The sequence below is a fragment of the Pseudomonas parakoreensis genome, from assembly GCF_021602155.1.
Taxonomy (GTDB): Bacteria; Pseudomonadota; Gammaproteobacteria; order Pseudomonadales; family Pseudomonadaceae; genus Aquipseudomonas; species Aquipseudomonas parakoreensis.
In genome coordinates this window covers 1-15,588 of sequence record NZ_BQHY01000002.1, presented here as the reverse complement: position 1 = coordinate 15,588, position 15,588 = coordinate 1, and the positions used below count along the sequence as shown (strand labels likewise).

12 protein-coding genes are annotated in these 15,588 nt (G+C 58.6%); 10 read left to right on the top strand and 2 right to left on the bottom strand.

Going from position 1 to position 15,588, the window contains the following annotated elements; translation table 11 throughout:
- The first annotated feature begins 90 nt into the window (after positions 1–90).
- The 5 genes from L6D63_RS02650 to L6D63_RS02630 all read left to right on the top strand — a co-directional run bounded on the left by L6D63_RS02650 (position 91) and on the right by L6D63_RS02630 (position 5,951).
- The gene (locus tag L6D63_RS02650; protein WP_131670500.1) at positions 91–1,194 is read left to right on the top strand and encodes an ABC transporter ATP-binding protein; all 1,104 of its coding nucleotides are present in this window, start codon (positions 91–93) and stop codon (positions 1,192–1,194) included.
- Positions 1,195–1,211: 17 nt separating this feature from the next.
- Positions 1,212–2,687, top strand: coding sequence for a mannitol dehydrogenase family protein (locus L6D63_RS02645; RefSeq protein WP_131670501.1), 1,476 nt, complete (start codon positions 1,212–1,214; stop codon positions 2,685–2,687).
- Between the two features lie 152 nt (positions 2,688–2,839).
- A complete protein-coding gene (xylB, locus tag L6D63_RS02640) occupies positions 2,840–4,336 on the top strand; it encodes a xylulokinase (protein WP_131670502.1) in 1,497 nt (498 codons plus the stop codon).
- Positions 4,337–4,349: 13 nt separating this feature from the next.
- Complete coding sequence (locus tag L6D63_RS02635; protein ID WP_131670503.1) at positions 4,350–5,288, top strand: carbohydrate kinase family protein; 939 nt, start codon at positions 4,350–4,352, stop codon at positions 5,286–5,288.
- 45 nt (positions 5,289–5,333) lie between these two features.
- Positions 5,334–5,951, top strand: coding sequence for a transglycosylase SLT domain-containing protein (locus L6D63_RS02630; RefSeq protein WP_373873753.1), 618 nt, complete (start codon positions 5,334–5,336; stop codon positions 5,949–5,951).
- A gap of 110 nt (positions 5,952–6,061) precedes the next feature.
- On the opposite strand, the gene L6D63_RS02625 is transcribed toward L6D63_RS02630, so the two are convergent.
- The gene (locus L6D63_RS02625) at positions 6,062–7,363 is read right to left on the bottom strand and encodes an OprD family porin (protein WP_131670505.1); all 1,302 of its coding nucleotides are present in this window, start codon (positions 7,361–7,363) and stop codon (positions 6,062–6,064) included.
- A 374-nt stretch (positions 7,364–7,737) separates the two neighbouring features.
- On the opposite strand from L6D63_RS02625, the gene L6D63_RS02620 reads away from it, so the two are divergent.
- From L6D63_RS02620 to L6D63_RS02600, 5 genes are read left to right on the top strand one after another with little or no spacing between them, the layout of a single operon-like run.
- Positions 7,738–9,810 carry a type VI secretion system Vgr family protein gene (locus tag L6D63_RS02620; protein ID WP_131670506.1) on the top strand — a complete coding sequence of 691 codons (2,073 nt, stop codon included), beginning with the start codon at positions 7,738–7,740 and terminating at the stop codon, positions 9,808–9,810.
- Positions 9,807–10,655 carry a DUF4123 domain-containing protein gene (locus tag L6D63_RS02615; RefSeq protein ID WP_131670507.1) on the top strand — a complete coding sequence of 283 codons (849 nt, stop codon included), beginning with the start codon at positions 9,807–9,809 and terminating at the stop codon, positions 10,653–10,655. Before L6D63_RS02620 ends, L6D63_RS02615 begins: the two co-directional genes overlap by 4 nt.
- Positions 10,652–11,509: a hypothetical protein gene (locus L6D63_RS02610; RefSeq protein ID WP_131670508.1), complete on the top strand. Its 858-nt coding sequence runs from the start codon at positions 10,652–10,654 to the stop codon at positions 11,507–11,509. The genes L6D63_RS02615 and L6D63_RS02610 overlap by 4 nt, the downstream gene beginning before the upstream one ends.
- Positions 11,502–12,359: a hypothetical protein gene (locus tag L6D63_RS02605; RefSeq protein ID WP_131670509.1), complete on the top strand. Its 858-nt coding sequence runs from the start codon at positions 11,502–11,504 to the stop codon at positions 12,357–12,359. The genes L6D63_RS02610 and L6D63_RS02605 overlap by 8 nt, the downstream gene beginning before the upstream one ends.
- Positions 12,360–12,371: 12 nt before the next feature.
- The gene (locus tag L6D63_RS02600) at positions 12,372–14,597 is read left to right on the top strand and encodes a lipase family protein (RefSeq protein ID WP_131670510.1); all 2,226 of its coding nucleotides are present in this window, start codon (positions 12,372–12,374) and stop codon (positions 14,595–14,597) included.
- Positions 14,598–14,687: 90 nt separating this feature from the next.
- On the opposite strand, the gene L6D63_RS02595 is transcribed toward L6D63_RS02600, so the two are convergent.
- A complete protein-coding gene (locus tag L6D63_RS02595) occupies positions 14,688–14,984 on the bottom strand; it encodes a hypothetical protein (protein WP_131670511.1) in 297 nt (98 codons plus the stop codon).
- Between the last annotated feature and the right edge of the window lie 604 nt (positions 14,985–15,588).

The following is a 15,588-nucleotide window of genomic DNA, read 5'->3' as shown; positions in this document are numbered from 1 at the left end:
CCTGCACAGTATCAGCCATCCCGCTGTAGGAGCTGCCGCAGGCTGCGATCTTTTGATCTTAAAAAAACAACAATGCGGAGGCCCATCACCATGGCCAACCTGAAAATCAAGAATCTGCAAAAAGGCTTCGAAGGCTTCTCCATCATCAAGGGCATCGACCTTGAGGTGAACGACAAGGAATTCGTAGTTTTCGTCGGCCCGTCCGGCTGCGGCAAATCCACCTTGCTGCGGCTGATCGCCGGTCTGGAAGAAGTCAGCGGCGGCACCATCGAACTCGATGGCCGCGACATCACCGAAGTCAGTCCGGCCAAGCGCGATCTGGCGATGGTGTTCCAGACCTACGCGCTATACCCGCACATGACCGTGAAAAAGAACATGTCGTTCGCCCTTGATCTGGCCGGCGTGCCAAAAGCCGAAGTCGAGAAAAAGGTCGGCGAAGCGGCGCGGATTCTCGAACTGGGGCCGATGCTCGAACGCAAGCCGAAACAGCTCTCCGGCGGCCAACGGCAACGGGTTGCCATCGGCCGCGCCATCGTGCGCAATCCGAAAATCTTCCTGTTTGACGAGCCGCTGTCCAACCTCGACGCCGCCCTGCGCGTGCAAATGCGTCTGGAACTGCTGCGCCTGCACAAGGACCTGCAAGCCACGATGATCTACGTGACCCACGACCAGGTCGAAGCGATGACCATGGCTGACAAGGTGGTGGTGCTCAATGGCGGCAAGATCGAGCAGGTCGGCTCACCGCTGGACCTCTATCACAACCCGGCCAACCTGTTCGTCGCCGGGTTCCTCGGCACGCCGAAAATGGGTTTCCTCAAGGGCAAGATCGCCCGCATTGACAGCCAGAGCTGCGAGGTCTCACTGGACGCCGGTACACGCATCACCCTGCCGTTCAATGCCGCCAACCTCAGCGTCGGCAGCGCGGTGACCCTGGGCATTCGCCCGGAACATCTGGAGCTGGCGCAACCGGGCGACTGCACCCTGCAAGTCACCGCCGACGTCAGCGAACGCCTGGGCAGCGACACCTTCTGCCACGTCACCAGCAACGCCGGCGAAGCCCTGACCATGCGTGTGCGCGGTGACTTGGCGAGCCGCTACGGCGAGCAACTGAACCTGCACCTGGACGCCAGCCATTGCCACCTGTTCGACGCCGACGGCGTGGCGCTGACCCGCCCGCTGCGCGCCGCGGCCTGAATTTCGAGACTTGTCCGATGAAACTCAATAAGCAAAATCTGCAGCGCCTCGCCCCCGAGGTGCAACTGCCGGCCTACAGCCTCAGCGACACCCGCCAGGGCATCGCGCACATTGGCGTCGGCGGCTTCCATCGCGCGCATCAGGCGTATTACACCGATGCACTGATGAATACCGGCCAGGCGCTGGACTGGGCAATCTGCGGCGTTGGCCTGCGCACTGAGGACCGCCGTGCCCGCGACGATCTCAAAGAGCAGGATTACCTGTTCACCCTGTTCGAACTCGGCGACAGCGACGACACCGAAGTGCGGGTGATCGGTGCGATTCGCGACATGCTTCTGGCCGAAGACGGCGCGCAGGTGCTGATCGACAAACTCGCCGATCCGCAGATCCGCATTGTCTCGCTGACCATCACCGAGGGCGGTTACTGCATCGACGACAGCAACGGCGAGTTCATGGCGCACCTGCCGCAGATTCAGCACGATCTGGCCCATCCGCTGGCGCCAAAAACCGTGTTCGGCTTCCTCTGTGCGGCGCTGGAAAAACGCCGTGACACGGGCACACCAGCGTTCACGATCATGTCCTGCGATAACCTGCCGCACAACGGCGCGGTGACCCGCAAGGCGTTGCTGGCCTTCGCCACCCTGCGTGACCCGGGGCTGCGTGACTGGATCGCGCAGTACGTCAGTTTTCCCAACGCCATGGTCGATCGCATCACACCGATGACCAGCACCGCGCACCGCCTGCAACTGGCCGACAAACACGGCGTCGACGATGCCTGGCCGGTGGTCTGCGAGCCGTTTGTGCAGTGGGTGCTGGAAGACAAGTTCGTCAACGGTCGCCCGGCCTGGGAACAGGTTGGCGTGCAGTTCACCGATGACGTTTCGCCCTACGAAGAGATGAAGATCAAACTGCTCAACGGCAGCCACCTGGCCCTGACTTATCTTGGTTTTTTGAAGGGCTATCGCTTCGTCCACGAGACCATGAATGACCCACTGTTCGTACGCTACATGCGCGCCTACATGGACCTTGACGTCACCCCGCAACTGGCGCCGGTGCCGGGCATCGACCTGACCGACTACAAGGACACGCTGGTGGCGCGCTTTTCCAATCAGGCGATCGCCGATCAACTGGAGCGGGTGTGTTCGGACGGTTCATCGAAGTTTCCGAAATTCACCATTCCGACGATCAATCGCTTGATTGCCGATGGCCAGGAAACCAGGCGCGCAGCGTTGGTGGTGGCGGCCTGGGCGTTGTATCTGAAGGGCGTGGATGAAAATGGCGACACCTATACGATTCCGGATCCACGGGCGGAATTTTGTCAGGGACTGGTGGCGGATGATGCGTTGATCACCCAGCGCTTGTTGGCGGTCGAGGAGATTTTCGGCACGGCGATTCCACGTTCGGCGGCATTTGTGGCGGCGTTTGAGTGGTGCTGCAACAGCTTGCGTGAGGTGGGTGTGACGCGCACGCTGGAGCGGGTGCTGGCTGAGTGATGCGGTGAAACCACCGACGCCATCGCTGGCAAGCCAGCTCCCACAGGGTTTTCAATCGTTGATGAATTTTGCGTACAAACGAGAACCTGTGGGAGCTGGCTTGCCAGCGATTGGCTTCACCTTGACTCACCTGACACCCTGAGGACCTCACTGTGACCACCCGACAACTCTTCCTCGGCATCGACTGCGGCACCCAGGGCACCAAGGCGATCATCCTCGATGCGGCCAGCGGTCAGGTGCTCGGCGAAGGCGCCGCCACGCACACGATGATCAGCGGCGCCAATGGTCGCCGCGAGCAGGGCACCCGACAGTGGCTCGACGCCTTCGCCCTCGCCACCCGCCGCGCCTTGCTCGCGGCCGATGTCGACGGGCAGGCGATCCTCGGCATCGGTGTCTCCGGCCAGCAACACGGCCTGGTGCTGCTCGACGATCAGGGCCAGGTGCTGCGCCCGGCCAAGCTGTGGTGCGACACCGAAACCACGGAAGAAAACGAGCGCCTGCTCAAACACCTCGGCGGTGAACAAGGCGCGCTGGAGCGCCTCGGCGTGGTCATCGCGCCGGGCTACACCGTGTCGAAACTGCTGTGGACCAAAGAACAACACCCGGAGGTGTTCTCGCGTATTGCGCGGATTCTGCTGCCCCACGATTACCTGAATTTCTGGCTCACCGGTCGCGCCTGCAGCGAGTACGGCGACGCTTCCGGCACCGGTTATTTCAACGTGCGCAGCCGTCAGTGGGACTTGCAACTGTTGCGCGATATCGACCCCACCGGTCGCCTGCAAGCGGCATTGCCGGAGCTGATCGACGCGCATCAGGCGGTGGGCACGCTGCTGCCAGCGATTGCCGAGCAGTTGGGCCTCAACCCGAACGCAGTGGTCGCCAGCGGCGGTGGCGACAACATGATGGGCGCCATCGGTACCGGCAACATTCAGCCCGGGGCGATCACCATGAGCCTCGGTTCCTCCGGCACGGTGTACGCCTACGCCGAGGCGCCGCAGGTCAGCGCGGACGCTTCGGTCGCGACGTTCTGCTCATCCAGCGGCGGCTGGTTGCCGCTGATCTGCACCATGAACCTGACCAACGCCACCGGCGCAATCCGCGAACTGTTCAACCTCGACCTGGAGCAGTTCAATCAACTCGTGGCCCAAGCGCCCATAGGCGCGGAGGGCGTGAGCATGCTGCCGTTCCTCAACGGCGAACGCGTCCCCGCCCTGCCCCATGCCACCGGCAGCCTGCACGGCCTGACCCTGAGCAACCTGACCCAGGCCAATCTGTGTCGCGCCGTGGTCGAGGGTACGACCTTCGGTTTGCGTTATGGACTGGATCTGTTGCGCCGCAATGGTTTACAAAGCCGCAGCATTTGCCTGATCGGCGGCGGCTCGAAAAGTGCGGTGTGGCGGCAGATCGTCGCCGACATCATGGACACCCCGGTGATCTGCACCGAACACAGCGAAGCCGCAGCCCTCGGCGCGGCGATTCAGGCAGCGTGGTGCAAGTCCTGGTCAAACGGCCACGAAGACACTTTGGCCGATCTGTGCCAGCGCTGCGTGAAGCTCGATCTGCACAGTGAAACCCTGCCGGTTGCCGCCCATGTCGCGGCGTTCCAGCAGGCCTATGAACGCTATCAACAGCATGTCGCAACCCTATAAAGAGCAAACAATCATGTATTTGGTGTGTGGCGAAGCCCTGTTCGATTTTTTCAGCGAAGACGATGCCAGCGGTCTGGCTTCAAAAGTGAATTTCAAGGCGATTGCCGGCGGCTCGCCGTTCAACGTCGCGGTCGGCTTGCGCCGTTTGGGGGTGGACTCGGCGTTGTTTGCCGGGCTGTCTACCGACTATCTCGGCCGACGTCTGCAGCAAGTGCTGCAGGATGAAGGCGTGCGTGCGGACTACCTGATCGACTTCGCCGCGCCAACCACGCTGGCGATGGTCGCGGTCGGTGCCAACGGGTCGCCGCATTACAGTTTTCGTGGCGAGGGCTGTGCTGATCGCCAGTTGAGCCTCGCCCATCTGCCGCAGTTGAGCACCGAAGTACGCGGCCTGCACATCGGCTCGTTCTCGCTGGTGGTGCAACCGATTGCCGACACCCTGTTGACACTGGTGCAGCGCGAAAGCGGCAAGCGCCTGATCACCCTCGACCCCAACGTGCGCCTCAACCCGGAACCGAACATCGACCTGTGGCGCGAGCGCGTGGCGACCCTGGTGCAACTGGCCGACATGATCAAGGTCAGCGACGAAGACCTGAGCCTGTTGTATCCCGAACAGGACCCACAACGCGTGATCGAAGGCTGGCTGCAGCATCGCTGCCAGTTGGTGTTCCTGACCCGTGGCGGCGAAGGCGCAACGGTGTTCAGTCGCGCCCATGGCTCGTGGTCAGTACCGGCATGCTCGGTGCAGATCGCCGATACCGTCGGCGCCGGCGATACCTTTCAGGCGGCGCTGATCACGTGGCTGACCGAACAAGGTCTGGACTCGGTTGAGGGCGTGCAACAACTCAGCCGCGAACAGATCGACGCCATGCTCAGGTTTGCCGTACAGGCGGCCGCCCTGACGTGCAGCAAGACCGGTCCGGATTTGCCCTATCGTCACCAGTTGAGCTGAGCGCGTAGACTGTCGCCCTTTTGCGCGCATGGGGATGACGGTTTGATGTCGGGGCGGACGGCGGGACTTTTGATACTGGCGGGATTACTCAGCGGCTGCGGCACCTCGCCGCCGCGTTCGCCGGAAGACATCTGCGAAATCTTCCGCGAAAAAAGCGACTGGTACGACGCCGCGCAAGTCACGCAAAAGCGCTGGGGCGTGCCGATCCAGGTGCCCTTCGCGATCATGTATCAGGAGTCCGGCTACCGCTACGACGCCAAGACGCCGCGCAAATACCTGTTGTGGGTGATTCCGTGGGGCCGGGTGTCGACAGCCTCCGGCTATGCCCAGGCCAAGGATGAAGTCTGGGCCGATTACCAGAAGAGTACCGGGCGCAACTGGGCTGATCGCGAAGACTTCGACGACGCCATCGACTTCGTCGGCTGGTACATGGACAAGACCACCTCGATCAACGGCGTGTACAAATACGACGCCTATAACCAGTACCTGAACTACCACGAAGGCTGGGGCGGCTTCCGCAACAAGACCTACGCCAGCAAGGCCTGGCTGATGCCGACTGCGCGCAAGGTGCAGGCGCGTTCCGACGTGTATGCGCGGCAGTATGCCGGGTGCAAGGAAGATCTGAATCGCGGCTTCTGGAGCCGGTTCTGGCATTGGTTGTAGCCCGCCGAAGATCCCTGTAGGAGCTGCCGCAGGCTGCGATCTTTTGACTTTGTTTTTTACAATCAAGATCAAAGATCGCAGCCTGCGGCAACTCTTACAGGGGGCGAGGTTTACAGGACGGAGAAGTTGTAACTCACAATCAACCGGGTCTCATCCACATCCCGCGCAAATTTCTCATAGTTGGTGCGGTAAGTCGCATTGCGCAGACGCAGGCTGACATCCTTGAACGTGCCCGTCTGGATCACGTACTTCAGCTCGCTGTCGCGTTCCCACTCTTTGCCTTCCTGATCGCTGCCCGGGACTTTGATGTGGTCACCGTTGACATAACGGGTCAGGAAACTCAGGCCGTTGATGCCGATGGCCTTGAAGTCATAGTCGTAACGCAGCTGCCAGGAACGCTCCTGCGCCGCCGCGAAGTCGTTGACCTGCACGTAGTTGACCAGATACGGATTGCTGCCATCGAGGTACGGCATCGAATTGTCGCCGTTCATGCGCTGCCAGCCGGCGCTGAAGGTGTGGCCGCTGATACCGTACGAGAGCATGCTGCTCAATGCGCGGTTGTCGATGGAGCCGGCACGCTCAGCGCCGCTGTCGGCACTCTTGATCACACGCAGGTCGGCCTTCAGCACGCCGTCGCCCAGCGGCTGATTGCCGAGCAAACCAATGAAGTGCTGGCGGTAGATATCTTCCAGCTCGGCGTAGTGATACTGCGCGATCAGTCGATCGTTGATCTTGTAATCGATGCCGTACATGTCGAAATGATCGGCGGTGGTGTTACAGGCGTAGCGCTTGTTCTTGCAGTGCACGCGGATGTCTTGCGAATCAGTGGAATCGCGTGCGGTGTACTTGTCCAGACGCGCGGCCATGAAGGTCAGGTCCTTGACCTCTTTGGAGGTCAGCATCGCACCGCTGAACATCGTGGGCAGCAAGCGGCCGTCGTTGTACTTGAGCAGCGGCAGATCCGGCAGCAGCGCGCCGTACTTCAACACCGTGTCCGAGACCTTGACCTTGGCGGTCAGGCCCATCTTCGCGTACTGGCCCTTCGAGCCGCGCGGGTTCTCGCCGCTGGACGGCAGCAAGCCGCTGTTGCTGCGATCAGGGCTGGAATCGAGCTGAAAACCGAGCATGCCCAACGCATCGATACCGAAGCCGACCGTGCCCTCGGTGTAACCCGATTGCAGATTGAGAATAAAGCCTTGCGCCGACTCTTCCCGCTTGGAAGCGCCCTGGTCGCTTGAGGTGTGCCCATCACGGAAATCGCGGTTGAAATACACCGTGCGCGATTCGATTTTCGCCGTGGTGTCTTCGAGAAAACCGCTGGCATGAACCTGCGCGGCAAAACCGGCGCACAGCACAGCGGCGCCGAAGCCAAACGACTGGCGCGGGGTGATGAGAGGGAATGGGGGACGCATGAAAAACTCCAACAGTACAGCGTTTGCGCCAGAGCGCAGTCAGCCAGAAAAATAGCTCCCGTCCCGGGTCAGAAACCGCCGGGAAGAAGTGGACACGCAGGGGTGAGCGACAATGATGGCAGATGGCTTTGACGGCCTGAAGGCGACTTTAGTCTGAAACTGACTGGCGATTCTCAAGCGCTGGACCGCTCTGAACCACGCATTGCCGGCTTCTTCAGAACGGCGCAACCCGCGTTTTCATTGGTTCGAAACGCCGATCTAAGGGTTTTCCCTATACATCGCAGCTCCGGCGCCTACGGCATTTGCGCCTTGAACGAGGCGGTCTAATCCTCCATCATCCGTCACCTGCTTATTCAATGGACGGAATTCAAGGCATGCTGGACGCCAACGCTACCCACATTACCCTTACCCTCGAAGGCGCCTCCGCCGACCTGCAAGTGCTCAGCTTCACCGGTCGCGAAGCCCTCAACGAGCCTTTCCGTTTCGACCTCGAACTGGTCAGCGCCCGCCCCGACCTGAAACTCGAAGAGCTGCTGCACAGGCCCGGCGTCCTGACCTTCGGCGCCACCGGCGAAGGCAAGATCCACGGCCTGGTGTATCGCATCGAACAAGGCGACTCCGGCAAGACCCTGACCCGCTACAGCATCAGCCTGGTGCCGCAACTGGCCTATCTGCGGCACAACCATGACCAGCAGATTTTCCAGAACCTCACGGTGCCGAAGATCATTGCCCAGGTCCTCGAAGATCGCGGCATCCTGGCCGACGCCTACAGCTTCCAGCTCAACGCCGAGTACCCGGCGCGCGATTACTGCGTGCAGTACGACGAGTCCGACCTGCATTTCATCCAGCGCCTGTGCGAAGAGGAAGGCATTCACTTCCACTTCCAGCACAGCAGCAGCGGGCACAAACTGGTGTTCGGCGACGATCAGACGGTGTTTCGCAAACTCAAGGCCGTGAGTTATCAGCAAGACTCCGGCATGAGCGCCGACAAACCGGTGATCAAGCGCTTCAACCTGCGCCTGGAAACCCGCACCACCCGCGTCAGCCGCCGCGACTACGACTTCGAAAAACCGAAGATCCTGCCCGAAGGCGCGGTCAAATCCGAGTTCGCCCCGGATCTTGAGGACTACGATTACCCCGGCCGCTTCACCACCCGCGAGCGCGGCAAATTCCTCTCGACCCGCGCCCTCGAACGTCATCGCAGCGACTACAAACTCGCCGAAGGCAAAGGTGACGAACCGACCCTGACCAGCGGCCACTTCCTGACCTTGGCCGAACACCCGCGCGGCGAATGGAACGACTTGTGGCTGCTGCTGGAAGTCTTCCACGAAGGCAAACAACCGCAAGTGCTCGGTGAAAACGTCACCAGCGACGTCACCGACAACAAAAGCGATTTCCACCAGGGCTACCGCAACAGCTTCCTCGCCACCCCGTGGGACGCGCACTACCGCCCTGCCCTCGAACACCCGAAACCCAAAGTCCTCGGCAGCCAGACCGCGGTCGTCACCGGCCCGGCCGGCGAAGAGATCCACTGCGACCCGTACGGCCGCATCAAAGTCCAGTTCCACTGGGACCGCGACGGCCAGTCCGACGACAAAACCACCTGCTGGCTGCGCGTCGCCAGCGGCTGGGCCGGCGCGGCCTACGGCGGCATCGCCATCCCGCGCATCGGCATGGAAGTCCTCGTCACCTTCCTCGAAGGCGACCCCGACCAGCCACTCGTCACCGGCTGCCTGTACCACAAGGAAAACGTCGTCCCCTACGACCTGCCGGCGAACAAAACCCGCAGCACCTTCAAAACCCTCAGCTCCCCGGGCGGCAAGGGCTACAACGAGTTTCGGATTGAAGACAAAAAGGGTGTGGAGCAGATCTACATCCATGCCCAGCGGGATTGGGACGAGAACATCGAGCACGACCAGAAGATCCGCGTGGGGAATGAGCGGCATTACACGGTTGAAGCCAACACCCTGAGCGAATTCAAGGTTGAGGAACACCGGATTACCCATCTGGATCGCATCAGTGAAATGCGCGCGGACGATCACCTCACGGTGGGCGTGACGCAGCATGTGAAAGTCGGTACGGCGCAGTTTGTCGAGGCTGGGACCGAGATTCACTATCACGCGGGTGAAAAAGTGGTGATCGAGGGTGGCATGGAGCTGACCGCCAAGGCGGGTGGGAGCTTTGTGAAGGTGGATGCCGGTGGGGTGACCATCAGCGGGGCTGAGGTGAAGGTGAATACCGGTGGTGCGCCGGGTGTGGGGACCGGGATTGGGATTCTGGAACCTGTCATACCGTGGGCCGCAGCGAAAGACAAAGCAGGTGCCCTGCTCGTCCCGGCCGCCGCACAAATGGCCTTGGCCAAAGCCGCTCGCGCGGCCGGCGACATACGTTGCCCGATCTGCGAAGCCTGCCGCGAAGGCAAATGCGATCTGGGAGCCACAGCATGAGCGAAGTACTCAACAACTGGCTAGGCGAACAGTCCAGACTCAATCGCGTGCTGATTCTGGCACTGGACAGCCTCGCCGAACCCAATCCGGTCACCTCGCTGTACAGCGCTGGCGTCATGCAACGCTCGGTACAACTTTACCGCCGTACCGAATACGCGCAGTTCGCCGCCATCAGCCCATGGCTGACCGAATTACAGAACCCGGGCAACGATGCGTTCCGCAGACTGCTCGATGACCCACAGCGCAACTGGGGCTGGATCGGCAGCATGGACAAGGCTGATCTCGACAGCCTTACTCAGCACTGGATTGCCCGTATGGTCATCGACGAAGACGGCGAGCGCTCGCTGTTCCGTTTTCAAGACAACCGGGTTCTGGCCCGCTGCCTGGGCAACATGAAGGACACTGAATGGCCATTACTGCTCGGGCCAATCAGCAGCGTGCTGTATTGGGACCAGGATCAATGGAAAAGTGCAGATAACAGTAGGTCTGGGATGTATCCGGTGCCGAATCCGGCGCCATGGCTACGCACTCCGGAGTCGGGCGAGCAAGCCAGAAGCATCCTGCGAGACAACCTCAAGCGCTGGTTGCTGACCTACCACGTCGATGCGGCTGCCACACTGGCCGAAACCCGAGTTGTCAGTGAATGGCTTGAGGAGCAAATGGACTTGCTGGATGCATGGGACTGGCGGACCGAAGAACAACGTCAGTTGATGCTGAGCCTGCGCCTGTCGACACAGTGCGCATCTGATATCGCCTGGGAACCCCTTTCGGGGGAGACGCCCGAAGTCCATTTTGCGCGTTGTCAGCGAGTGTTCAGTAATCCAAAAGCAGGCGTCCTGGCTTGAGAATCAGTCTTTGCCCTGCGATGGCAGTGCTACCGGCACTGGCCGGATGCAGCTTCGCGCAGCAGATTGCCGAAAGCAGCGTGAGTTACTACTCAAGCGACCATTTCACCTTGGTCGCCACCGTACCGGCGAACTTCGGTTTCACCTCTAAAGCACACTACTACCCAAAACCGGGCCAGACCTGCGAGGTCTATAGCTCTGGACTCGGCGGCTACGTCACCCGTCAACAGCAGAAGTCCAATACGGTTGAAGCAAAAGCGGAAGCGCAGACTGCGTCTACGGATATACCGCTGGAATATCACATTGCGGGGTGTTCGATGGAGCTTGGCAGGGTTAGTTATGAGGTGAGCGGGAGGTATGGAGCAGGATCTTTAGACCGCGATTATGATCAGGCTGGTGGCTTATCTGTTAGGACGTCTACAGTAGACAGTCGCTCAGAAAGAATACCAAGCACCATAGAGCAGAGAGGCTTGTGCTCCTGGTTGTTGCAGATCAGTAAATCCAAGGCCAAGTTAGGAGAAATAGAAAAGCTTTTGTCATGCCATGCAACCGATGAAAACTGGTCGTTGAAAAAAACCAGTTATGAAACGAGGAAGCCAGGTGGCTCCATCGCATTAAATAGACTTGCAAACATAACTGTAAAAGTTGAGTTTCGCCTTTCCAATGAAGAGCAGCCTTCAATTGGCGATACATGGATAAAATTTCCTGGCGGTTGGAAACCATGCCTTGGAAAGAGCCCGAATGACCCTTTCGGGTTCTGTCGGGGCAACAAAGACTTCAAAACCTTCAGAATGAATGGTCGTGTATGCACCATCTATCCCAACTGCGCAGAACAGGGAGTAGTTAATGAGTAATCGAAACTTCTCAAACAGCGTCCGAACTGTGTTCTTCCTTGTTCTGCCATTGATAGGCGCATGCAGTTTTGCCGGTCAGATGGCGAAGGACTCAGTAGAAGATGTCACGAGCCACTACAGCAGTGACCACTTCATATTAGTTGCGACCATCCCTGCGAACTTTAGTTTTACATCGAAAGCCAAGTACTCGCCTAAAAAAGGTGAGAAATGCGAAGTCTACAGTCCCGGTCTTGGTGGAAATGTGATACGCCAACAGCAAAAATCTAATAACACTGACGCGAAGAACGTTGAACAGACTGTGTCTACAGACATTCCGCTGGAATATAACATCGCTGATTGCTCCATGGAACTCACTCGCGTTAGTTATGAGCTAAGCGCCTCATACGGAACAGGTGCGAGGGATCGCGACTTGGAGCTCGCAGGAGGCTTAACCGTAACAGACACTAGAGGCGCCCAAGATCAAGTTTCTGCAAATGCTTCTGAGCAGCGTGGAATTTGCAGTTGGCTTTTTCAAATCAGCACAGCGAAGGCAAAAAAAGACAATATTGAGAAGATATTGTCGTGCAGCGCCGCCGATCAAAACTGGAACGTTCCCGACGATTACTCGAAGAGAAAAAAGCCCGGAGGAGCTGTAGCCAGAGACAAACTCAACAAAAAAATAGTTACTGTTGTATTCCACTTCTCTGAGATTGAAGAACCGTCGAAAGACAACCGCTGGATCAAGACAAATCTAGGCTGGAAGCCTTGCCAAGAGACCGCTGAATCTGTTCGCTGCGGAGTTCCTCCTATCTTTAGAAGCTTCAAGATAAATGGAAGAGAATGCAGTATTTACCCGACCTGCAGTGAATAAGGACATAAGCGAATGCAGACTCAAGAAAAGCGCCTACTAAACGACCAAGCAAGATCATGCCCTCTAAAAGGAGGGTGGGTTAGTTTCCGACTTGTAGATGAGTTTGGGGAAGGAAAACCATACGCAAGCTTAGAATATGAAGTTACGGATTGCGAGGGCACAAAGCAGTCTGGTTCGCTTGACGCAGATGGATACGCTAAAATTGAAGGAAACTATAGCGGCCCACTGATACTTACATTTGCTAAAAAGTATTCTGGTGGAACCCCTTGGTACGAGGAGATTAGTGACCGCAAGACGTATCCTATTCCGCTGACAGATTTACAAGTTGCTGCTGAGCAAACTCTACGTCGTCCTATCGGTAGCACCAGCAAAACCGGCGCATACCGTGCCTCGGCAGAAAAAGGCGAATTTCACAACGTTGAAGTTCGTGACCTTGTTGAGCTCAGTAACCATTTGCCCCCTGCTGCAAAGCTTTCAAATCCTGTACCAGCAGGTTGCGCCAAACTCGCCCGTGATTTCGCCGGAGACAAAGTTCCGAGTTTTGGTGTAGGCCTGCTACCAGAAAAACACTATGTCCTCGAAGTTCGCGCCTTGCGCGCGTTCAGGCCGCTTCTGTCGCTGGCGCCGGAATTCAGTGCGTTGAACCTTTATCAACTGTCTCTGCTCGCCACGCTCAGTTACGGCGCTTTCGGTCAGACACCTGAGAAAGCTGATGCGGCCCCGAAAAAAGATTTTGCGTTCACCTATCCCTCGCGCGGAACCATTGGTCATGTACTGAATACCTGCCTTGCGTGTTTCGAAGAGCCGTCGAGTTACGCGGACTCCAAGAAGCCATCGTTTCCACTCGTAGAAGATGTGCCCTACTCCAAGCGCCTGGAAATCGTCCCCTTCGATCCAGAACTTTACCCGCAGAATGACCCATCCTCTGGTGAAGAACTGGAAACCCCCTCAGATGTGCATTTTTTCAATGATTTGAGACAAGGTGCAACCGACTGGAAAAATACCGACACCCAGGCCTATGCCACCCACGATGACCGGATCATCCTTATCGGTGTCAGGGGCACAGCCGAAGGTTGGGACGGCTGGCGAGATGCCGATGCCAAGCAAGTACCGATTGAGGGCGGAACCGGCAAGGCGCATCAAGGCTTTTATGAAGCATTCATGGCGTTGCGGCCATTTATAGACAGCTACATTCTTCGCTTTCGCACCAATCAAAAGATCATCGTCTGCGGCCATAGTCTGGGCGGCGCCATTTCCTTGCTGCTTTCGGAATGGCTCCATCGTGAGATCACCAGCGACGTAATCCTCTACACCTTCGGCTCACCGCGTGCCGGCGACAAAGACTTCGTCGAATCCGCCAGCGGCCTGGTTCATCACCGGATCGTCAACCAGAACGACCCTGTGCCGAGCGTACCCGCCGGCTGGATGGATACCAAAAAGCCGATCTGGATCACCGGCCTTGCGGCAACTGTCTCGGGTGTTTTGACGCCAGCCGCCGGGGGACTGGTGTTTGCGGCCGGCTTGACGCGTTTTGGCGGCAAGCCTTATTGGCATCATGGCGAGCAGCGCTACTTCATGCCACTGCGCCTGCCCGGTCGAGAGGTCTCGTCTGTCCTTTGGACACCCGGTTGCGAAGGCTACGAAGAAGCAGCCATGGCCAAGTGCGTTGCGCAGCTGAAAAACAACGACACACCGGATCGCAAGCAATTCCTGGTTCAGGCGGCCAACGGTGCCGATCACAAGATGCTCGACGGTTATATTCCGGCATGCTGGGCATCGTTACGCCGCTGGCAGGATACAGAGAAAACCGGCGGCTACATCGTCAGCAAAACCGAAGCCGACCGTTTGAAGCTGGAGGTGGAAACCTACCGCGCGCAACTGCAGCAATGGCAAAGCGAGGCGGATAAGGAATTCCCCGGCGGCACTATTGAAAGCCGCCCTCAAGATCGCGCCACCGCATTCCAGCGCCGCTCGACGATGTCCGACCTTCAAGAGCGCCAGACGGCAATCAGGCAAGCAATAAAACATAACCAAAAGGAACTGAAAGCGCTTGAAGAAACACTCCTGACGATCACGCGCTTGAGCTCTACAAAGCTGACATTGGCTGAAATCTACGGCGATTGCACGGCACTGCCGGAGCTGCAAAAGCATATCGATCGTTGGGCTGAGCATCGTGAGAATCAGGAGTCGGTACGTTTGGCACAAATTCCGCGATCCACCACGACAAGCATGGCTTGAGGCGGCATCACGATAATGGTCTGATGCAAACGGCCCATGCAGTTGGAGGGAAGTCTCGTCTGACTTCCCTCCAAGCCTGATTCTAGAATTTCAAACCGGCGCCTTCCAATCCAGCATCTGCTGCTGCGCCACCTGCAGCAAATCATTGCCGTCCTGCGCCAGCAGGTACAGCGCATGGGTAATGTGTGGAATGTCCTGAACATCGCCATGCCGGAAGCACAGGCAGTGCAGGGTTTCGAGCAGGTCGCCGCAGGCGCGGATGCGCTGGACGGCGGACTCGAGGATGTCTTGGGGGTTGGCTTGGGTGTCGATGACCATTGGCGCGCTGTCGGTGACGCTGCTGTTGAGCGGGTGATAGCGGTTTGGGAGCGGATTTGGTGTAAGCATATTGATTACTCGATTGTTTCGAAAGTAACCCGCCAGCACCGTGACCAAACGATGGGAGGCGGACCGTGTACAGGCTTGGTCAACCGAGAACAATCAACTCAGCTCGCCCGAAGGCGTCCTGCACACGGCCACCACAGCAATGCACTACACGGTCAAAGAACTCCGCGGTGCAAATGATGGCACATATGCAATCGATTATTCTCAGGTGACCAAACCCGAATCGCTGATTTTGCAGCGACGCCAAACCATACCCGCCCCGCTCCCACCGCCGAAAGCAGACAAGGCATCACCCCTTGTAGGAATCGGCACCGCATCCCCGAGAAATCCTCCCTCTGCCAGACAGCCGGCGTTCAGCCCGGTTAACCATCGCTTAACGCCGCAGTCCAAGACTGTACTGAACCGCACACCTCAGCCCCTGGCTGACGCCGAGTGCGGCAGGTTCGGCCGTAAGGCGCCGAACGCTTATTCCGTCGCACGGTAAGCGATCCATAAACCCCACCTATCCCAAGGTGGGTCAACGGTTTACCGTGGCATCTCCGGTGAGCAGTTCCACGGCAGCAAGGCTTCGTAGTCTTCGACCGTCGAGGCATATGGCAACCGCTCC

Excerpts from the sequence above, each read along its gene's own strand:
- L6D63_RS02650 (WP_131670500.1), top strand. The coding sequence starts at position 91 with ATGGCCAACCTGAAAATCAAGAATCTGCAAAAAGGCTTCGAAGGCTTC.
- L6D63_RS02645 (WP_131670501.1), top strand. The coding sequence starts at position 1,212 with ATGAAACTCAATAAGCAAAATCTGCAGCGCCTCGCCCCCGAGGTGCAA.
- L6D63_RS02635 (WP_131670503.1), top strand. The coding sequence starts at position 4,350 with ATGTATTTGGTGTGTGGCGAAGCCCTGTTCGATTTTTTCAGCGAAGAC.
- L6D63_RS02630 (WP_373873753.1), top strand. The coding sequence starts at position 5,334 with ATGTCGGGGCGGACGGCGGGACTTTTGATACTGGCGGGATTACTCAGC.
- L6D63_RS02625 (WP_131670505.1), bottom strand. The coding sequence starts at position 7,363 with ATGCGTCCCCCATTCCCTCTCATCACCCCGCGCCAGTCGTTTGGCTTC.
- L6D63_RS02620 (WP_131670506.1), top strand. The coding sequence starts at position 7,738 with ATGCTGGACGCCAACGCTACCCACATTACCCTTACCCTCGAAGGCGCC.
- L6D63_RS02615 (WP_131670507.1), top strand. The coding sequence starts at position 9,807 with ATGAGCGAAGTACTCAACAACTGGCTAGGCGAACAGTCCAGACTCAAT.
- L6D63_RS02605 (WP_131670509.1), top strand. The coding sequence starts at position 11,502 with ATGAGTAATCGAAACTTCTCAAACAGCGTCCGAACTGTGTTCTTCCTT.
- L6D63_RS02600 (WP_131670510.1), top strand. The coding sequence starts at position 12,372 with ATGCAGACTCAAGAAAAGCGCCTACTAAACGACCAAGCAAGATCATGC.
- L6D63_RS02595 (WP_131670511.1), bottom strand. The coding sequence starts at position 14,984 with ATGCTTACACCAAATCCGCTCCCAAACCGCTATCACCCGCTCAACAGC.